Source organism: Pseudomonas sp. AM4(2022) (genome assembly GCF_036346515.1).
Lineage (GTDB): Bacteria > Pseudomonadota > Gammaproteobacteria > Pseudomonadales > Pseudomonadaceae > Aquipseudomonas > Aquipseudomonas paracarnis.
Map to the genome: position 1 here is coordinate 81,248 of NZ_JAOTNW010000022.1, position 20,578 is coordinate 101,825.

Annotated in this window: 13 protein-coding genes and 1 pseudogene; 10 read left to right on the plus strand and 4 right to left on the minus strand. The window is 61.9% G+C overall.

The genetic code is table 11. The annotated features are described in order from the left end of the window. The first annotated feature begins 2 nt into the window (after window positions 1-2). The 4 genes from ODQ19_RS23605 to ODQ19_RS23620 all read left to right on the plus strand — a co-directional run bounded on the left by ODQ19_RS23605 (window position 3) and on the right by ODQ19_RS23620 (window position 9,353). Window positions 3-1,343 (plus strand): TolC family outer membrane protein, encoded by a 1,341-nt coding sequence (locus tag ODQ19_RS23605; RefSeq protein WP_003191155.1) that lies wholly within the window; start codon window positions 3-5, stop codon window positions 1,341-1,343. A 142-nt stretch (window positions 1,344-1,485) separates the two neighbouring features. Continuing rightward, window positions 1,486-4,443: an autotransporter serine peptidase EprS gene (gene eprS, locus ODQ19_RS23610; RefSeq protein ID WP_330211364.1), complete on the plus strand. Its 2,958-nt coding sequence runs from the start codon at window positions 1,486-1,488 to the stop codon at window positions 4,441-4,443. Window positions 4,444-4,628: 185 nt separating this feature from the next. After that, the gene (locus ODQ19_RS23615; protein WP_330211365.1) at window positions 4,629-7,736 is read left to right on the plus strand and encodes an autotransporter outer membrane beta-barrel domain-containing protein; all 3,108 of its coding nucleotides are present in this window, start codon (window positions 4,629-4,631) and stop codon (window positions 7,734-7,736) included. A 192-nt stretch (window positions 7,737-7,928) separates the two neighbouring features. Next, window positions 7,929-9,353: a polyurethane esterase gene (locus tag ODQ19_RS23620; RefSeq protein ID WP_330211366.1), complete on the plus strand. Its 1,425-nt coding sequence runs from the start codon at window positions 7,929-7,931 to the stop codon at window positions 9,351-9,353. 120 nt (window positions 9,354-9,473) lie between these two features. Here the strand turns inward: ODQ19_RS23620 and ODQ19_RS23625 are convergent, their stop codons facing one another. Continuing rightward, a complete protein-coding gene (locus ODQ19_RS23625) occupies window positions 9,474-9,698 on the minus strand; it encodes a YgdI/YgdR family lipoprotein (protein ID WP_003191162.1) in 225 nt (74 codons plus the stop codon). A 189-nt stretch (window positions 9,699-9,887) separates the two neighbouring features. Here ODQ19_RS23625 and ODQ19_RS23630 point away from each other — a divergent pair, with 189 nt between their 5' ends. Together ODQ19_RS23630 and ODQ19_RS23635 are read left to right on the plus strand one after the other, a co-directional pair. Beyond that, a complete protein-coding gene (locus ODQ19_RS23630) occupies window positions 9,888-11,534 on the plus strand; it encodes a VRR-NUC domain-containing protein (protein ID WP_330211367.1) in 1,647 nt (548 codons plus the stop codon). Then, on the plus strand, window positions 11,531-13,792 hold the full coding sequence (locus ODQ19_RS23635) for an ATP-dependent DNA helicase (protein WP_330211368.1): 2,262 nt from the start codon (window positions 11,531-11,533) through the stop codon (window positions 13,790-13,792). Before ODQ19_RS23630 ends, ODQ19_RS23635 begins: the two co-directional genes overlap by 4 nt. Window positions 13,793-13,895: 103 nt before the next feature. Here the strand turns inward: ODQ19_RS23635 and ODQ19_RS23640 are convergent, their stop codons facing one another. Then, complete coding sequence (locus ODQ19_RS23640) at window positions 13,896-14,846, minus strand: alpha-E domain-containing protein (protein WP_116667463.1); 951 nt, start codon at window positions 14,844-14,846, stop codon at window positions 13,896-13,898. Between the two features lie 2 nt (window positions 14,847-14,848). Then, complete coding sequence (locus tag ODQ19_RS23645; RefSeq protein WP_330211369.1) at window positions 14,849-16,258, minus strand: circularly permuted type 2 ATP-grasp protein; 1,410 nt, start codon at window positions 16,256-16,258, stop codon at window positions 14,849-14,851. A gap of 419 nt (window positions 16,259-16,677) precedes the next feature. Here ODQ19_RS23645 and ODQ19_RS23650 point away from each other — a divergent pair, with 419 nt between their 5' ends. From ODQ19_RS23650 to ODQ19_RS23660, 3 genes are all read left to right on the plus strand, one after another. Beyond that, window positions 16,678-17,223, plus strand: a complete 546-nt coding sequence (locus ODQ19_RS23650; RefSeq protein WP_057975968.1) for a hypothetical protein — start codon at window positions 16,678-16,680, stop codon at window positions 17,221-17,223. Between the two features lie 85 nt (window positions 17,224-17,308). Beyond that, window positions 17,309-17,521, plus strand: coding sequence for a hypothetical protein (locus tag ODQ19_RS23655; RefSeq protein ID WP_096144667.1), 213 nt, complete (start codon window positions 17,309-17,311; stop codon window positions 17,519-17,521). An 11-nt stretch (window positions 17,522-17,532) separates the two neighbouring features. Further along, window positions 17,533-17,667 carry a hypothetical protein gene (locus ODQ19_RS23660; RefSeq protein WP_330211370.1) on the plus strand — a complete coding sequence of 45 codons (135 nt, stop codon included), beginning with the start codon at window positions 17,533-17,535 and terminating at the stop codon, window positions 17,665-17,667. 92 nt (window positions 17,668-17,759) lie between these two features. Here the strand turns inward: ODQ19_RS23660 and ODQ19_RS23665 are convergent, their stop codons facing one another. Further along, window positions 17,760-19,106: a cation:proton antiporter gene (locus tag ODQ19_RS23665; RefSeq protein ID WP_330211371.1), complete on the minus strand. Its 1,347-nt coding sequence runs from the start codon at window positions 19,104-19,106 to the stop codon at window positions 17,760-17,762. Between the two features lie 359 nt (window positions 19,107-19,465). On the opposite strand from ODQ19_RS23665, the pseudogene ODQ19_RS23670 reads away from it, so the two are divergent. Beyond that, window positions 19,466-20,578: pseudogene (locus ODQ19_RS23670) on the plus strand (SET domain-containing protein-lysine N-methyltransferase); the annotation flags it as partial.

Consider the following 20,578-nt stretch of genomic DNA (forward strand, 5'->3'; position numbering starts at 1 on the left):
GCATGAAGCCAGTGTTCATTTCGCTGTTGTTGGTGTGTGGCAGTGCCCAGGCGGCGATGGGGCCCTTCGATGTGTACGAGCAGGCGCTGCGCAACGACCCGGTGTTCCTCGGCGCCATCAAAGAGCGCGATGCCGGCCTGGAGAACCGCACCATTGGCCGCGCCGGCTTGCTGCCGCGGCTGTCCTACAACTACAACAAGGGCCGCAACAATTCCGAAGCGCACCTGCCTGACGGGCGCGGCGGCAGTTACCGCGACGACCGCAACTACAACAGCTACGGCTCGACCTTCAGCCTGCAACAGCCGCTGTTCGACTACGAAGCCTACGCCAACTACCGCAAGGGCGTGGCCCAGGCGCTGTTCGCCGATGAAAGCTTTCGCGACAAGAGCCAGGCGTTGCTGGTGCGGGTGTTGAGCTATTACACCCAGGCGCTGTTTGCCCAGGACCAGATCGACATCGCCAGGGCCAAGAAGAAGGCGTTCGAACAACAGTTCCAGCAGAACCGGCACCTGTTCCAGCAAGGCGAGGGCACGCGCACCGATATCCTTGAAGCCGAGTCGCGCTACGAGTTGGCCACCGCCGAAGAGATCCAGGCCCTGGATGAGCAGGACGCCTCGCTCCGGGAGCTGGGCGCGTTGATCGGCGTGCAAAGCGTCAATATCAACGACCTGGCACCGCTGAACCAGAGCTTTGCCGCGTTCACCCTGACCCCGGCCAACTACGACACCTGGCATGAGTTGGCGCTGACCAACAACCCCGTGCTGGCTTCGCAGCGCCAGTCCCTGGAAGTAGCGCGCTATGAAGTGGAACGCAACCGTGCCGGGCATTTGCCCAGAATCACCGCGTATGCCACCTCGCGCAAGCAGGAGTCCGACAGCGGCAACACCTATAACCAGCGCTACGACACCAACACCATCGGCGTCGAAGTGAGCATGCCGCTGTATGCCGGTGGCGGTATCTCGGCCTCCACCCGCCAGGCCAGCCGCGCGATGGAGCAGGCGGAGTACGAGCTGGAAGGCAAGACCCGGGAAACCCTGATCGAACTGCGTCGCCAGTTCAGTGCGTGCCTGTCGGGCGTGAGTAAGTTGCGCGCCTATCAGAAAGCGCTGGCATCCGCCGAGGCGCTGGTGGTGTCGACCAAGCAGAGCATTCTCGGCGGCGAGCGCGTCAACCTCGACGCGCTGAACGCCGAACAGCAGTTGTACAGCACCCGCCGCGACCTGGCCCAGGCGCGTTATGACTACTTGATGGCCTGGACCAAATTGCACTACTACGCGGGCAACTTGCGTGACACCGACCTGGCCAAGGTAGACGAAGCCTTCGGCCCGGATGGAAAACTGTAGGAGCGAGCGTTTTGTGGCGAGGGAGCTTGCTCCCGCTCGACAGCGAAGCTGGAGCCGGCTTTTTTGGGGAGCGCTTCGTACTCCACCGGGAGCAAGCTCCCTCGCCACAGGGTAGGGAATAACAATAATAGGGAGTGTGCACATGATCACCGATTCACCACGTTTCAAACCCTTCACCGCAGGTTCCTTGCTCTTGCTGTCCGTTGCGGCACAGGCGCAATACACCGAGACCGGCCAACCGGGTAACCCCGCCAGTTGGCGCTCCGCCGAGTACCAGAGCGACTGGGGCCTGGGCCGCATGAAGGCCGATGAAGCCTACGCCGCCGGGATCAGCGGCCAAGGCGTGAAAATCGGTGCGCTGGACTCAGGGTTCGATACCAATCACCCGGAAGCTTCCAAAGACCGTTTTCACCCGGTCACCGCCACTGGCACCTATGTCGATGGCAGCGCCTTCAGCACCACGGGCGCGCTCAACCCGAACAATGATTCCCACGGCACCCACGTCACCGGCACCATGGGCGCCGCCCGCGACGGCGTGGGTATGCATGGCGTTGCTTACAACGCGCAGGTCTATGTGGGCAACACCAACGCTAACGACAGCTTCCTGTTCGGCCCGACGCCAGACCCCAAATACTTCAAGACCGTGTACACCGCTTTGGTGGACTCCGGCGTGCGCGCCATCAACAACAGCTGGGGCAGCCAGCCCAAGGACGTCAGCTACCAGACCCTGGACAACATGCACGCGGCGTACGCCCAGCATTACAACCGGGGCACCTGGCTGGACGCTGCGGCGGACGTGGCCAAGGCCGGTGTAATCAACGTGTTCAGCGCCGGCAACAGCGGCTATGCCAACGCCAGCGTGCGCTCGGCCTTGCCGTATTTCCAGCCGGAACTGGAAGGCCACTGGCTCGCCGTGTCCGGGCTGGATAAAGCCAATAACCAGAAATACAACAAGTGCGGCATCGCCAAGTACTGGTGTATTTCTACCCCCGGCGCGCTAATCAACAGCACCATTCCTGACGGGGGTTATGGGGTCAAGTCGGGCACCTCGATGGCAGCGCCCCATGCCACCGGCGCGTTGGCGCTGGTGATGGAACGTTATCCCTACATGACCAACGAGCAAGCCTTGCAGGTGCTGCTGACCACCGCCACGCAGCTCGACGGCACGATCACTCAGGCGCCTAACGCCATCGTTGGCTGGGGTGTGCCTGACCTGGGCCGGGCGATGCATGGCCCGGGGCAATTGCTCGGGCCTATGGAGGTGAACCTGGCCGCCGGGCAGGGCGATGTGTGGAGCAATGGCATTTCCGACCAGGCGTTGGTCCAGCGCCAGGCCGAGGACCGTGCCGAGCACAGCGCCTGGCAGCAAACCCTGATCGACAAGGGCTGGCAAAACGGCGTGGGCGCGACTGCCAGCCAGCAGGACCAGACCGACTACGCCATCGGCAACGCTCGCGACCAGGCTGCTGCTAACCGCGTGTACGAGGGCAGCCTGATCAAGGCCGGTGCCGGCAGCCTGGTGCTCAGCGGCGACAGCACCTATCGCGGCGCGACCCTCGTCAACGGCGGTCTGTTAGCGGTCAATGGCTCGCTGGCCTCGGCGGTGACGGTGAATGACAGCGGCACCCTGGGGGGTTCCGGACGTATTGCCGCGTTGTCGGTAAACAGTGGCGGCCGTGTGGCACCGGGCAATTCCGTGGGCACCTTGCAAGTGGCAGGGGACGTAAACCTCGGCGCCGGCTCGACCTATGCCGTGGAACTGACGCCCACCAGCAGCGACCGCATTGTTGCCGGCGGTAAGGCAGTTCTGGGCGGCGGCACCGTCACGCTGGCGCTGGAAAACAGCCCCACCTTGCTCAGCCAGAGCGAGGCCCAAAGCCTGATTGGTCGGCAGTACTCGATTCTTCAAGCGGCGGGCGGTATCCAGGGCCAGTTCGGGCAAGTGCTGCCCAACTACCTGTTCCTCGGTGGCACCCTCGACTACGCCGCCAACGCCGTGCAACTGAATGTCGGGCGCAACGACGCCAGCTTCGCCAGCGTCGGCGCCACCCGCAACCAGCGCAACGTCGCGGCGGCCGCCGAGCAATTGGGCGCTGGCAACCCGGTGTATGAAAGCCTGCTGCAGTCGCAATCGGTCGCCGTGGCCCAGCAGGGCTTGCAGCAACTGTCCGGGGAAATCTACCCGGCTGTGGGTGCGATGCTGATCAACGACAGCCTGCAACTGCGTAATGCCGTGGGCGAGCGCCTGCGCCATGTGCCAGTGACCGGTGAAAGCAACCTGTGGTTCAAGGCGCTGGGCGCCTGGGGCAAGACCGACAGCCGCACTGAAACGGCGGGTTCCACCACCTCCATCGGTGGCCTGTTGGCGGGCGTGGATGGCGCGCTGGATGAGCAGACCCGCGTGGGTGTGGTCGCCGGTTACAGCGACAGCTCCTTGAACATGGGCAGTGGTACCCATTCATCGGCGTCCATCGACAGCTACCACTTTGGCGCGTACGCCGGGCGCGAGCTGGGTGACTGGCGCCTGAGCGTCGGCGGTGCCTACAGCTGGCATCGCGGCGACGTGAAGCGCGATCTGCAATGGGGTGACGTCAGCGGCAAGCAAAAAACCAAGCTGGACGCGACCACGGCGCAAGTCTTCACCGAAGCCGCGTACCGCATCCGCCTGCAAGCGGTGGCCCTGGAGCCGTTCGCCAACCTGGCCTATGTGCATCTGAACAGCGAGTCCTTCCACGAAAAAGGCGATGCCGCTGCCCTGGAACGCGGCAGCGACCGGCGTGATGCGGTGCTTAGCACCCTCGGCGTGCGTGCGCTGAAAACCCTGGCCCTCAATGACCACCAGCAACTGGACCTGTCCGGTTCGTTGGGCTGGCAACACAGCCTGACGGCGGTGGAGTCCGAAGAGCATTTGGCGTTTGTCGCGGGCGGGCCTTCATTTGCCGTACGCAGTGCGCCATTGCTGCGCGACGCTGCCCTGGTGGGCGTGCAGGCCAGCCTGGCGCTGAATGCATCGACACGGGTCAACCTGGATTACAACGGCCAGCTGGGTGGGCGCGCGAAAACACAGGGCGTGGGCTTGAGCCTGAACTGGCAGTTCTGAAGACACCGCGAACCTGATCGTTCCCACGCTCCGCGTGGTAACGCCTCCTGTGACGCTCCGCGTCACGCTTTGGGACGCAGAGCGTCCGGGGCCGCATTCCCACGCGGAGCGTGGGAACGATCAGCGGCGGTGTTCTGGAGAAAGTGATTTACACACGTGCAATAAGAAAACTAAGGAAGGTCACCGTGAAAAAACGCAAGTCAGGGTTAACTACCGCCATCCACACAGGCCCGGGCTATCCGCTCAAGGCGCTGAGCTGCGTGCCATACGGCGCGTTGCTGTGTTGCCTGGCAAGTCTGGGAACCGCCCAGGCCGCACCCTATGTGGAAACCGGCAAACTGGGCGACGCCGCCAGCTGGCGCAGCAATGAGTTCAAGGCCGACTGGGGCCTGGGCGCCGTGCACGCCGACACCGCCTATGCGGCTGGCTATACCGGCAAGGGCGTCAAGCTGGGGATCTTCGACCAGCCGGTGTACGCCCAGCACCCGGAGTTCGCCAGCCCCGACAAGGTGGTGACGATTGTCACCGAGGGCATTCGCCAATACACCGACCCGTATATCCCGGTGAAGGCGGGCGACGCGTTCCGCTACGACGGCACGCCGTCCAAGGACTCCAACGGCAAGCTGGGTAACCACGGCACCCATGTCGGCGGCATTGCGGCCGGTAACCGCGATGGTGGGCCGATGCATGGCGTGGCGTTCAACGCCCAAATCCTCACCGCCGAAAACGGTGACCCGGGGCCGGAAGACGGGATCATCCTCGGCAATGACGGCGCCGTGTACAAGGCCGGCTGGGATGGGCTGGTCGCCAGTGGCGCGCGTATCATCAACAACAGCTGGGGCATCGGCATCGGTGATCAATACGCCAAGGGCGGCCGCGATCCGGCGTTCCCCAATTTCACCGTCAACGAAGCCCAGGCGCAGTTCAATACCATCCGCCCGATCCTCGGCACCGTTGCCGGTGGTGCCTACCAAGGCGCCATCGACGCGGCCCGCAGCGGTGTGCTGACCATCTTCGCCGCAGGCAATGACTACAACCTCAACAACCCGGATGCGATTTCCGGCCTTGCGTATTTTGTGCCAGAGATCGCGCCTAACTGGCTGTCCGTCGCGGCCCTCCAGCAGAACCCGAATACTGCCAGCCCCGATCCTTACGTGATCAGTACGTTCTCCTCGCGTTGTGGCTATGCGGCGAGCTTTTGCGTATCGGCACCCGGCACCAAGATCTACAGCTCGATCATCAACGGTACCAGCCTGGAAAACCTCACCACCGACTGGGCCAACAAAAATGGCACCTCCATGGCCGCACCTCACGTGGCGGGCGCCGCAGCGGTGCTGATGGAGCGCTTCCAGTACATGAGCGGCGACCAGATCTCCACCGTGCTCAAGACCACCGCCACCGACCTCGGCGCGCCGGGCATCGACTCGCTGTACGGGTGGGGCATGATCAACCTGGGCAAGGCGGTCAACGGCCCAGGGATGTTTATCACCGCCGAGGATATCCCGGCCGAGTTCCGTATCGACGGCGCCTACGGCAGCGGCCAGTTCGTCGCGGACCTGCCGGGTGTCGGCGCGGTGGTGGATGCCGGCAAACCCACCCAGCGTGTGTGCGATGACCTGCACTGCGGGCGGGATGTGTGGAGCAACGACATCTCGGGCCATGGCGGCTTGACCAAGCAAGGCATCGGTACCTTGGTGCTCACTGGCGCCAACACCTACAGCGGGCCGACGCTGGTCAACCAGGGCTTGCTGGCAATCAATGGTTCGGTCACCTCCGACGTTACCGTCAGCCAGAGCGGTGTGGTCGGTGGTTCGGGGCGTATTGGTTCGCTGAGCGCGAAAAACGGCGGCACCGTGGCGCCGGGTAATTCCATCGGCACCTTGAACGTGGCGGGTAACGTCAACTTTGAGCCGGGCTCGACCTACGCGGTAGAACTGTCGCCCACCAGCAGCGATCGCATCGTCGCGGGCGGCACCGCTACCCTCAACGGTGGCACCGTGACCCTGGCCCTGGAAAACAGCCCGACCTTGTTGAGCGCGACCCAGGCCCAAAGCCTGATCGGCCGTCAATACAACATCCTGCAAGCGGCAGGTGGCGTCACCGGCAGTTTTGCTGCGGTGCTGCCTAACTACCTGTTTGTCGGCGGTACCTTGAACTACGCCGCCAACGGTGTGCAGCTGGATGTGGCACGCACCAACAGCTTCGCCAGTGTGGCCGCCACGCCGAACCAGCGCGCCGTGGCCGCCGCCGCCGAGCAATTGGGCGCGGGCAATGGTGTGTATGAAAGCCTGCTGCTGGCACCCACGGCCGCTTCGGCCCAGGGCGCGTTCCAGCAACTGAGTGGGGAAGTCTACCCGGCGCTGGAAACCGCACTGGTCAATGACAGCCGCTACGTACGCGAAGCCGTGGGCGAGCGCCTGCGCAATGGCGAAATGGGCGCTTCCAGCCAAGCCATCGACAGCCGTGGCAACGTGTGGGTCAAGGCGTTGGGTGCATGGGGCAAGACCGACAGCCGCAACGACACGGCGGGCTACACCACCTCCATCGGCGGCATGCTCGCCGGTGTGGACGGCGCCCTCGATGAGGCCACGCGCATTGGCCTGGTGGCCGGCTACAGCGACACGTCGCTGAACATGGGCAGCGGCACCCACAGCCGCGCCTCGGTCGACAGCTACCATTTCGGCGCCTATGCCGGGCATGAAATCGGCGCCTGGCGCCTGAGTGGCGGCGCGACCTACAGCTGGCACCGCGCCGATGTCAAACGAGACCTGCAATACGGCGACGTCAGCGGCAAGCAAAAGGCCAAGGTCGATGCCCACAGCACCCAGGTGTTCACGGAAGCGGCGTACCGCATCAACCTGCAACCGCTGGCCCTGGAGCCGTTCGCCAACCTGGCCTACGTGCACCTGGCAACTGACAGCTTCAAAGAGAAGGGCGACGCCGCCGCGCTGAGAAGTGGCGACGACAGCCGTGACCTGGTGCTCAGCACCTTGGGTATGCGGGCCTTGAAGACCTTCAATATCAACGACCATCAGCAACTGGAAGTCTCCGGCACCCTGGGCTGGCAGCACAACCTGAGCAGCACCGATTCGGAGCAGCACCTGGCGTTTGCCTCGGGCGGCCCTTCGTTCACGGTGGAAAGTGCGCCGATGGTACGCGATGCCGCATTGGTCGGAGCACGGGTCAGCTTGGCATTGAGCAAGGATGCGCGGGTGAACTTCGATTACAACGGCCTGCTGGCCAGCAAGGAGAAGGTGCACGGCGTCGGCTTGAGCCTGGACTGGGCGTTCTAAAGGCCAGATGCAGTTGGTTGTGGCGAGGGAGCTTGCTCCCGCTCGGGGGCGCAGCGCCCGCAAGTTTTTGGGGCCGCTGCGCAGCCCAGCGGGAGCAAGCTCCCTCGCCACACAAGCTCGCTCCTACAGGTGGTAACAGATAACAGGTGTTTTGGCTTTCTCTACAAATCCAACAACAGAGAGGCACGACCAATGGGTATCTTTGACTATAAAAACCTCGGTACCGAGGACTCCAAGGCGTTGTTCGCCGATGCCATGGCGATCACGCTGTATTCCTACCACAACCTGGATAACGGCTTTGCCGTCGGCTACCAGAACAATGGCCTCGGCCTGGGCTTGCCTGCCACCCTGGTCAGCGCGCTGATTGGCGGCAGCAATGCCCAAGGGGTGATCCCCGGGATCCCCTGGAACCCCGACTCGGAAAAAGCCGCCCTCGACGCGGTGCAAAAAGCCGGCTGGACGCCCATCAGCGCCAGCACCCTGGGCTACAGCGGCAAGGTCGATGAACGCGGCACCTTCTTTGGCGAAAAGTTCGGCTACGGCACGGCGCAGGCCGAGGTGCTGGGTAAGTACGATGACGCGGGCAAGCTGCAGGAAATCGGCATCAGTTTTCGCGGCACTTCGGGGCCTCGGGAAAGCGTGATCACCGACTCCATCGGCGATGTGATCAGCGACCTGCTCGCCGCCTTCGGGCCCAAGGATTATGCCAAGAACTACGCGGGCGAAGCCTTCGGCGGCTTGCTCAAGAACGTGGCGGACTATGCCAGCGCCCAGGGCCTGGGCGGCAATGACGTGGTGGTCAGCGGCCACAGCCTTGGGGGCCTCGCGGTCAATAGCATGGCCGACTTGAGCGACAACAGCTGGTCGGGGTTCTATAAGGACTCCAACTACGTGGCCTACGCGTCGCCCACCCAGAGCGCCGGCGACAAGGTGCTTAACGTCGGCTATGAAAACGACCCGGTGTTCCGTGCCCTGGATGGCTCGTCATTCAACCTGTCGTCCCTGGGCGTGCACGACAAACCCCACGAGTCGAGCACCGACAACATCGTCAGCTTCAACGACCACTACGCCTCATCCCTGTGGAACCTGCTGCCATTTTCCATCCTCAACCTGCCCACCTGGGTCTCGCACTTGCCCACCGGCTACGGCGACGGCATGACCCGCATCCTCGACTCGGGCTTCTACGAACAGATGACCCGCGACTCGACGGTGATCGTCGCTAACCTGTCCGATCCGGCACGGGCCACCACCTGGGTGCAAGACCTCAACCGCAATGCCGAGGCGCACAAGGGCAATACCTTCATCATCGGCAGCGACGGTGACGACTTGATCAAAGGCGGCAGAGGCGCGGACTTTATCGAAGGCGGCAAGGGCAACGACACGATCCGCGACAGCAGCGGGCATAACACGTTTTTGTTCAGCGGGCAGTTTGGCAATGACCGGCTGATTGGCTACCAGGCGACGGACAAGCTGGTGTTCAACGACGTGGCGGGCAGCACCGATTACCGCGACCACGTCAAGGTGGTGGGCGGGGATACAGTCATTAGCTTTGGTACGGATTCGGTGACGCTGGTGGGTGTGAGCAGTCTGTCGGGGGAGGGGATAGTCATCAGCTAACGTATTCGGTGTGGGAGCTGGCTTGCCTGCGATGGCGGCGGTCGAGACAGCCATGCGGTGACTGACAAATCGCTATCGCAGGCAAGCCAGCTCCCACATTTGAGGGGTTTTGCTAGATGATCATTTTTCCTTACGCACAGTGGCCACATCATCGGCCTTGATACGAATGCGCTTGCCGGCAATATCAGTGAACTCGTAGAAGCCGTCGGCGGTCTTGGCGTTGGGCGTGTCCTTGGTCAAATACTGCGTGCCGTTCTGCAAGGTCACCACGGTTTGCGTGGAGCAACCGGCCAATACCAGAAAAGTGAGTGCAACCAGTGGCAGACCCAAATTCTTCATGTTCATAACCCTTACCTTTAACCCTGAAAAGTCCCGCAGCGTCTGGCTGCGCGGCCATAAATATTACTTGATCAACCCCCTCATCAGATTGTTTTTTTGCAAAAAGTTGCAGGCGCCATTTATCTATTACTGATTGCAACAACCGCTTTGCCCCGGCACTCTGTATGCATAACCAGTATTTGATTACTCTGCGCCATGGCCAACCCCCTCGAAGACCCCTTGTATTACTTGCATAACTTCCGCCAAGTGCTGGTTTGGTTGGGGCAGCGCTATGCCGATTTGCTCGATGCGCACGAACAGCATTTCATTCAGCAATTTGACAGGTTGCCTCTGGCGTCCCAGGCGTTGTTGGTGCGGATGGTGATGCGCAAGGGCGTGCATTTTCGTGCCGCCAAGCTCCATTACCTGGAAATCGGTTGCCCTCATGCGGCGGCGGGGCCTTTGCGTGAGTTGGGATGGGTAGAGGATCAAAGCCCGCTGCCGTTTGCCACCCTGTTCGCCCTGCTGCAAAAAAGTGAACTGCTCGGCGCCTTCAAACCCTGGATCAATCAACCCAAGGGCAACAAGGCTGACTGGCTTGAGCCCTTGGCCGCGCAATTTACCGAGCCGCGCAGCTTTGCCCAGTGGTGTCCCGACGTGGACGATGTGCTCTATAGCCTGACGGTGATGGAGTTGTGTGATCGCCTGCGCCTGATGTTCTTCGGCAACCTGCACCAGGACTGGTCAGAATTCGTGTTGGCAGATCTGGGCATCTATACCTATGAAAAAGTCGAGTTCTGCGCCGAGTCTCGTGGTTTACGCAGCCGTGACGACGTGCATGGGTTTCTATTCCTGCACCAGTGCCAGCAAGCCTTTGAAGCCGGTGAGGCGCTGGATACGGTGTTGGCGCAGGTCGCCACGTTGTGCACCGACAACCCCTGGCTGGAAAAGCGTCGCGCCAAGCTGCTGTTCCAGATCGGCCAGTATTGCGAACGGTGCGCCGAGCTGGCACTGGCCGAACAGATCTACCGCAATTGCACTCATCCCGGGGCGCGGGCGCGGCTGATCCGCGTACTGGAGCGCCAGGAGGATTACGCCCAAGCCATGGCCCTGGCGACCGAGGCGCAACAGGCCCCACACAGCGCAGCGGAACAACAACACCTGCTGCGCGTAGTGCCGCGCCTGCGGCGCAAACTCGGCGGGCCGGCGCTGCCCAGGGCCAGGCCCCAAGCGGTGGCACGCCTGGACCTTTCGCTGGTGCAGGAACCGCTGCTATCGGTGGAATCCTGCGTGCTGGCGCACCTGAGCGAACCGGATGCACCGGTGCATTACGTCGAGAATGGCCTGATCAATTCGCTGTTTGGCTTGTTGTGCTGGGAGGCGATTTTTGCGCCGCTGCCGGGGGCGTTCTTCCACCCGTTCCAGCGTGGGCCGGCGGACCTGCACAGCGAGGACTTTTATCAACGCAGGGAAGCCTTGTTTGCCGCGTGCTTTGCGCAACTGGAGGACGGTCGCTACAAGGCCAGCATCCGCCAACGCTACATGGACAAATGGGGCATTCAGTCGCCCTTTGTGTTCTGGAACCTGCTCAGCGAAGACCTGCTGGAGCAAGCCCTGGCCTGCCTGCCCGCCGAGCATTTGCGCCATTGGTTTACGCGCCTGTTGCAGGATATCCGTGCCAACCGGGCCGGGATGCCGGACCTCATCCAGTTCTGGCCCGCGCAAAATACCTACCGCATGATCGAGGTCAAGGGCCCCGGCGACCGCCTGCAGGACAACCAGTTGCGGTGGCTGCAATTTTGCGGCGAGTACCAGATGCCGGTCACCGTCTGCTACGTGCGTTGGGCGGAGCAACCCGCTTGAGTTACAGCGTGGCCGTGCGGGCGCTGTGTGAGTTCACGGCCAAGGTCGGTGACCTCGACCTGCGCTTTACGCCGTCGCCCAGCGCCCAGGAAGGCATCGTCGGCCATCGCACGGTGGCATCCCGGCGCAGCGCGCACTACCAGCACGAGGTCCCCCTGGAGGGCGACTACCAGCAACTCAAGGTGCGGGGCAGGGCGGACGGCTACGACCCGGACGCCAACCGCCTGGAAGAAGTCAAAACCTACCGTGGCGAACTCGCTGCCCAGCCCGCTAACCATCGGCAACTGCACTGGGCCCAGGTCAAGGTGTATGGCTGGCTGATGTGCCAGAAACTCGGGCTCGATCATATCGACCTGGCGCTGGTGTACTTCGACATCGTCGGCGAAGGCGAAACCGTGCTGAACCAGCGATTCGATGCGCCAGACCTTGAGCAGTTCTTCAATCAACAATGCGCGCTGTTCCTGGACTGGGCCCGGCAGGAGATGCAGCATCGCGCGACACGCAACGCTGGCGCGCAGAGCCTGGCGTTTCCCCATGCCGACTTCCGTACCGGGCAGCGCGACTTGGCCGAGTCGGTCTACAAAGCGGTGACTACGGGCCGGTGCCTGATGGCCCAGGCGCCCACGGGTATTGGCAAGACCATCGGCACCATTTTCCCGCTGCTCAAGGCCCTTGCGCCGCAGCAACTGGACAAACTGTTCTTCCTCACCGCCAAGACGCCCGGCCGCAAGCTGGCCCTGGATGCCGCCCAGGTGCTGTACGACAGCAGCCCCGAGCTGTCACTGCGTGTGCTTGAACTGGTGGCCCGGGACAAGGCGTGTGAACACCTGGACAAAGCCTGTCACGGTGATTCCTGCCCGTTGGCCAAGGGTTTTTACGACCGCCTGCCTGCCGCCCGCCAGGCCGCGTCCAAGGTGCGCCTGCTCGATCAACGCAGCCTGCGCCACGTGGCGCTGGCCCATCAGGTATGCCCGTACTACCTGAGCCAGGAAATGGCGCGCTGGAGCGACCTGATCGTCGCCGACTACAACTATTACTTCGACTTTGGCGCCATGCTGTTCAGCCTGGCCCAGCTCAACCAATGGCGCGTCGCGGTGCTGGTGGACGAGGCGCACAACTTGGTCGAACGTGCGCGCTCGATGTACAGCGCCAGCCTGGATCAGTACAGCCTCAAGACCTTGCGCGATAACGCGCCCGAGCCCCTGAACAAACCCTTGCAGCGCTTGAACCGTGAGTGGAATGCCTTGCACAAGGATCAACTCGCACCGTATCAGGCGTATGCGGCCAAACCTGACAAACTGCTCCAGGCCCTAAGCCTGTGTACCAGCGCCATGGGCGACTACTTCAACGACCACCCCGAAGCCCTCAACGGCGACCTGCAAGCCTTCTACTTCGACGCGCTGCAATGGGCCAAAGTGGCCGAGCTGTTCAACGAGCACTTTATCTTCGATATCACCAAACGCACGTTCAGCGGCAAGCGCAGCAGCTCGACTCTGTGCCTGCGCAACGTGGTGCCCGCTGAGTTCATGCGGCCCAGGTTGACCGCCGCACGCAGCAGCGTGCTGTTTTCCGCAACCCTGAGCCCGCGCCATTATTATGCGGACTTGCTGGGCCTGCCGGCGGATACCGCCTGGGTTGATGTGGCGTCACCATTCAAGGCCGAGCAATTGCAGGTCAGCATCATTGACCGCATCTCTACACGGTTTGTGCATCGCCAGGCATCGCTGGAACCGATTGTGGAACTGCTCGCCGGGCAATTCGCCGCGCAACCGGGTAACTACCTGGCGTTTTTCTCAAGCTTCGATTACCTGCAACAGGTGGCCCAGTTAATGGCCGAACGGCACCCGCAGATTGCGTTGTGGTTGCAGGCGCGGGGCATGGCCGAGGCCGAGCGCCACGCCTTTTTGGAGCAGTTCACCCACCACAGCCAGGGCATTGGCTTTGCGGTGCTGGGCGGTGCGTTTGGCGAAGGTATCGACCTGCCCGGAGCGCGCCTGATCGGTGCGTTTATCGCCACCCTGGGTTTGCCGCAGCTCAACCCGGTGAATGAGCAGATCAAGGCTCGTATGGGCGCTGTTTTCGGCGCGGGGTATGACTACACCTACCTGTATCCCGGTATTCAGAAAGTTGTGCAGGCAGCGGGGAGGGTGATCCGCAGCCAGCAGGATCGCGGGGTGGTGATGCTGATCGACGACCGCTTTGGCGAGTCGCGGGTGCGGCAGTTGTTGCCGCGTTGGTGGGCGATCAAGCCCCTGTAGGAGCGAGCTTGCTCGCGAAAAACGTCAACGATAACGCGGGCTTTCTGAATTAACGCGGCGCCGGTGAGTTTTTCGCGAGCAAGCTCGCTCCTACAGGTTTGTGTTAGACCACCTCCAGGTAGGAGCTTTGTATCTCCCGCGCCAACTCACGCACGGTGTCGATGAATTCTGTCAGCCGAGTGTGCAGCCCATCTTCCAGAATCTCATCAATCCCCGTGTACCGCAGCCGCGCCTCGAACTCCGCCGCCAGGCGTTGCGCCGTGCGCCCATAACTGCCGGGCAGGTCGGCCAGGATATGGCTCAACTCCTCGATGCAGGCATGCAGCGAACGCGGCACATCACTGCGCAACAGCAACAGCTCGGATACCGAGCGTGCATTCAAGGCATTCGGGTACAGCTCGGTATAGGCCTCAAACGACGACAACGCGCGCAGCAGCGCGCTCCACTGGTAATAACCGCGTGCCGATACGTCGCTGACTTCTTCCGACTCTTCGCCGAACATCTCATAGCGCGCGTCCAGCAGGCGCAAGGTGTTGTCAGCACGTTCGACAAAGGTGCCCAGGCGAATGAAGCGGTAGGCGTCATTGCGCATGATGGTGCCCGAGGTCGCGCCACGAAACAGGTGCGAGCGTTGCTTGACCCAATCACAGAAGTGGCTGATGCCATGCCGTGCCAGGCCACCGGCGGCGATGCTGCGCATTTCCAGCCAGGTGGCGTTGAGGTTTTCCCACATGTCGGCGGTGATGCGCCCGCGTACCGCATGGGCATTGCCTCGGGCGGCGCGCAGGCAGTTGTAGATGCTGGCCGGGTTTTCTTCGTCGAGGGCGAAGAAGTGCAGCATGCGCTCGGCATCCAGGGTCTGGTGCCGTTCCAGGTAGCTGTCCAGGGTGCCGCTGCTGAGCAACGACATCGCCAGTTCATCCAGACCATCGCTGCGCCCGGCCTGGGGCATCAGTGACAGCGAATAGCTGACTTCCAGCATGCGCGCCAGGTTCTCGGCGCGTTCCAGGTAGCGCGACATCCAATAAAGGTCCGCAGCGGTTCTACTCAGCATACTCAGCCCTCCACCACCCAGGTGTCCTTGGTTCCACCGCCTTGCGACGAGTTGACGACCAGCGAGCCTTCCTTCAGCGCCACGCGGGTCAAGCCTCCGGGCACCAGGCGGGTTTCCTTGCCCGAGAGCACGAAGGGTCGCAGGTCGATGTGCCGGGGTGCGATGCCGTTTTCGACAAAGGTCGGGCAGGTGGACAGGCTCAAGGTGGGTTGGGCGATATAGGCATGGGGACGCGCCTTGATGCGCTGGCGGAAGTCCTCGATCTCGGCGGCCGTCGACGCCGGGCCCACCAGCATGCCGTAGCCGCCGGAGCCTTGGGTTTCCTTGACCACCAATTGCTCAAGGTTGGCCAGCACATGGGACAGTTCATCGGGCTTGCGGCATTGGAAGGTCGGCACGTTCTGCAGGATCGGTTCCTCGTCCAGGTAGAAGCGGATCATCGCGGGTACGTAGGGGTAGATCGACTTGTCGTCAGCCACCCCGGTGCCGATGGCATTGGCCAGCACCACATTGCCAGCGCAGTAAGCCGCCACCAGCCCCGGCACGCCGAGCATCGACTCGGGATTGAACGCCTGGGGGTCGAGGAAAGCGTCGTCGATGCGCCGGTAGATCACGTCCACGGCCTTGGGGCCGTCGGTGGTGCGCATGAACACCTTGAGGTCCTGCACGAACAGGTCGGCGCCTTCCACCAGTTCCACGCCCATTTCCCGGGCAAGGAACGCGTGTTCGAAGAAAGCGCTGTTGAAGCGCCCAGGGGTCAACACCACCACATTCGGGTTGTCGAGGCGGCTGGCGTTCTTGAGGGTCTTGAGCAAGAGGTTGGGGTAGTGGTCCACCGGGGCAATGCGCTGCTTGGCGAATACTTCCGGGAACAGGCGCATCATCATCTTGCGGTCTTCGAGCATGTAGCTCACGCCGCTGGGGGTGCGCAGGTTGTCTTCCAGCACGTAGTAGGTACCGTCGCCGTCGCGCACCAGATCGACGCCCGAGATGTGCGAATAGATGCCACGGTGCAGGTCGAGACCGACCATGGCTTTCTGATAGCCCTCATTGCCCAGGACCTGGTCAGCGGGAATGATCCCGGCCTTGATGATGCGCTGGTCGTGGTAGATATCGGCGAGGAACATGTTCAGTGCATTGACCCGCTGGATGCAGCCGCGCTCGATCAGGCTCCATTCACTGGCGGGAATGCTGCGGGGAATGATGTCGAAGGGAATCAGGCGTTCGGTGTCTTGCTCGTCGCCATACAGGGTGAAGGTGATCCCGGCGCGATGGAACAGCAAATCCGCTTCACGGCGACGCTGGGCCAGCAGTTCCGGCGGCGTGTTGGCCAGCCAGCGAGAGAAGTCCTGATAGTGCGCACGGCATACGCCATTTGCGTCATTCATTTCATCAAAGAAAGATCGAGCCATTCCAGTACCTTGTCAGTGCCCAGTGTGGCTTTGGGTGGCACTGCCGCTTAAAAAAAACGCATGTTTTTATGAGCCCGTGGCTGAAGGTGCCAACAGACCTGGTCCTTACTTTCTTATGGGGGCGGCTCTGGGTCGGGGGGTAACGCATGCTCCTGTTTTCCGGCTGGTGAATGGATAAAGCAATGCCTGTGCCGGAATGCGGTTAATCACCGGTAAACCTCCTGTAGGAGCGAGCTTGCTCGCGAAAAACTCACCGGCACCGCGTTTATTCAGGAAACCCGCGTCATCGTTGACGTTTTTCGCGAGCAAGCTCGCTCCTACAGAGGGCGGGGCTCGCCCTAAACTGGTGCGTCAACCCACTTGAACTTCACCGAGCCCCGATTCTTCTAAGAAGTTTCGTCACCTTGTGGAGCACCGTCGTGTCCAGAATCATCTCCCCCCACACTCCGGAAGCGGCCCTGAACGACCATAGCGAACACAACGCAAAGATATTCGGCTCGCCCAAGGACCGCCTCGACTTTTACCGGCGCGAAATCCAGTACGAAACCAGCATCCTGGCCAACCGCACCGACGCCTACCTGACCGCGCAATCCTTCCTGGTGATTGCCTTTGTCTCCGGCATGGGCAACCTCAACCCGGAATGGGGCAAGCTGTTCACGCTGGTGGTGCCGATCTTCCTGGTTTCGCTGGGTATTCTCAGTTCGCTGAATGCCTGGCCCGGTATCCGTGCGGCGTATGAAATCATCGACCACTGGCACTACAAGCAAAGCGAATTGCTGCGCAGCGAACCGGTGATGGGCATGGCCTACGATGAGTCGCCACTGTTTTCTGAGATGGAGTCGAGCCACAAGGGCTATCGCAAGTCGTTGTTGTTTTCCATGCGTGCGCCGTGGTTGTTCATGGTGTTTTGGTTGGTGTTGGGTATCTATGCGTTCTATATCCAGGTGGACAATCCACTGCGCTGACCACGCGGACGGAACTTCAGCCGTGGCCGTGACGCCTTAGTTCTATGCGGTACAGATTTTTTACCGGCCTGCAAAGAGGTGCCTAATGACCCAGCCTAAAGATCCCCAGACCCACAATCGCAACGACCCCGCCATCGACGGCGGCGAGCCTGCCCCTGGCACCGCCGCCGATGCGCCCAAGGATCCAACGCCTGCGAGCGACCCGAAGGCCAAGGAAAACGACTACAGTCCAGACTTCAGGCCCGAGCGCGAGCACAAGCCTGAAACCGATGCCGATATCGATACTCAAGGCGGTTAGAGGAGATGCACATGTCAAAAGAACTGGACGATGACCTCAACGACCCCGGCAACGAAGACCCGGGTTCGTTGATGGACGATGCCGAGGTGCCGCTGAACGACCTGGATGAAGCAGCGGACGTTGGCAACACTGAAAATCAGGACTGATCCAGCGGCGGGCCCGAGGGATTGCTGAGCTTGAAGTAGACGTCCTCCTCGGCCCCGCCCTCCCTGTTTGAAACCCCGGCGCGGTGCAGGATTCAATTTTTTTGCGCAGCCTGACGCTCATACCACGCCAGCATGGGCTGGGTGCTCAGGCCATGGGCCAGGATGCTCAATGCGATGACCGACAGCGTCAGGTTGACCGCCACCGCACTGCTGGTGCCCACCAGCCCGTGGTTGAGCGCATAGAACAGGTAGTAAATGCTGCCGATCCCACGAATACCGAACCAACTGACCAAGCCACGTTGGCGACTGTCTAGCAGGCTGCCCCAAGGCATGGCGAATACACTGGCTGGGCGAATGACACAGAACAGCAACGGCGCCACCGCCAACGCGGCCCACTCCCAATGGCTGACCAGCACGATGCCCAAGACCGTCACCAGGAATACCTCCATGGCCCGCTCCACCAGGCTGCCGAAGGCCAGCATGTCGCCCATCATCACGCCTGCCGCGATCTGGGTGTCCTTCAACTGGCTGACGTCGCCATGCAAGGCTTGTTCGGGCTCGATTTCAAGGTGGCCCACCACCGGTTGCGCCAGGTGCTCGGCGGGTGTCTGAGCGTTGCCGGTGGACTTCACTTCGGCCTGACGCAACCCCAGGCCCGCTGCGAATACCGACAGGAAGCCGAAGCCGCCCACGGCTTCGGCGGTCACATAGGCAAGGGCAATCAATGCCAGTGTCAGGTAATCATTGGGCGAAAGGGTGCTGTCGGCATTGAGCAGGCGCAGACGCAACGTTACCCGGCCGATACCTCGGCCCATCCAGTAGCCGATCAAAAGCCCGACCGGTACCGCCCATACCAGGTTTTTCAGCACCCAACCGCCGACCCAGTCGCCATCGAAGCCGCCGTGTTGCATGAACAGCAGGCCGAAGATCACAAACGGAAAGGCGCTGCCATCATTCAGCCCCGCTTCGCCGGACAGACCGAAGCGCAGCGCGTCGTAGTCCTGGGCATTGTTGACCTGAACCAGGCCCGCCAGCACCGGGTCGGTCGGCGCCAGGATAGCGCCTACCAGTAAAGACACCCCCCACGACAGATCAAGCAGGTAATGCAGCAACAACCCGGTGCCGAGGATGGTCAACAGCATGACCGGGCCGGCCAGGCCGAAGGCGATGCGCCAGGTGCGGTGCTTGAGCGGCAGGCGCAATTTCAGGCCGCTGACAAACAGCGAAAACAGCACTGCCACTTCGGTCAGGTGCTCCATCCAGCGCGCCGACCCTTTGATGTCCAGGTGCAGCAGGTCCACACCCAGCGGGCCGATGGCGATACCCAGCAACAGGCACACCGCCGAAGTGGTGACCGGCATCCAGCGCAGGTAGGAGGAGGTGAGGGCGAGGGTGAGCAGCACCGCGCCCAATACGGCCAACCATAGAATGAAAGTCATTGTGCGTGCACCCGGCCGTGGTTCATTCAGGTTGGAGGGCCGTGGCCAAGTGCGGGTTCAAACAATCGCCAACGAGGAAGCATCGGTTAACACACTGGCTGGAACGCCTTTACCCGGCTTGGCCACCCATGCAAGTCGAAAGCGCTGAACACGCGTTCAATCGGTGATCCCACACATCTGCACAGGTACCCGGCATGACGGGCATTTCTCCCGCACCCTCGCATTCCTCGCTGCCGCTGTTCACGCCCGGCGCTCCATCATCACCTGTGCTCCCTGGCGTCGACGACGTGCCGGATACGCCTATTCCGAGAAGCACGACGATACGCCGACCAGGCGGGGCGTTATCTTGGCCCATTGCTTTGGATACAGATGAACAACGGCGCTTGCGCCTGATCACCCTGAATCACGCCCACCACCTGGGCGACCAACCGCTGGTGATGCAAACCAAGGGCGGCGTGCTCGAGTTTCTGCGCTATCGGCAGCCGCTGCCGGCAGAGGCAGGCAGCGACTCGGCAAAAATCCTCGAAGCGCTGGTCAATTCGCCGCAAGGGCAACGGATGGGCAAAGCCCTGCAGCAAACCATGCAAGGCATTGAAAGCGAAAGCAGCGCAAGCGATTACCTGCTGGCGGCCATGGCACTGCAGTTGGACCCTGAGTCGATCACCGCGCCCAATCGCAACAAGGTCGCCGGGTTCGATCTGGGCAGTGACACCCATCAAGGGCACCACGCATCCACAGTGGTGGCCGGCTTGGCCGAGCATTTGAGCAATACTGGCAGAACCAGCGCCGCACTGGCGAGTGTCGGTGCGTACCTGTTGCTGGCCAAGTCGGCGCCGCAGTTTCTGATCAAAGATACTCCTGCGACGGTGAAAGTCGGCAGCCAGGCATGGGCCAGCCTGGCGATTGCTGCGATGACGATTGAGGCGCAGACACCAGGCAAAGTCCCCGGCATGACGTTTGCCCAGGTCATGAGCGAGGCGCAAGAGGCGCGGCGGGTTGACCCAGCCGTTACCCAAGCGGCAGAGACAGTGGCGTTGCTGGACTGGGCCGTGGCCAGTGGCGTTCTCACAAAAAGACAGAATGGCGACTATCTGCCCGCGCAACTTGAATTGGCAAGGGCCGCATTCAACGCGCAGCTGGACACCCGGCTCGCTGCCTCCCAGGCACTGGACAACGAATTACCCACACGGAAAGAGATTGCACTGGCCAAGCTCAAAGAGCGATTTGGCGACCTTGGCGCGTTTTTCGAAGAAAAAGTATTTGCTGTTGATCAGCACTACGTGAAGATTGAAGGGGGAGGGATTTCGCTCTTGGATGTTGCCATGAACGACTGGCTGGAGTCCCGGCCCTTCAAGGCGCACGAACCCAGCAGCTCCCTCAAGGGCAACGAGCTGCAAAGGGTACTAACGGGTTTGAACGCCAACCGGCAATTTGGCGTGCCGGCAGAATTCGAACGGCAGTTCAGCCGTGCA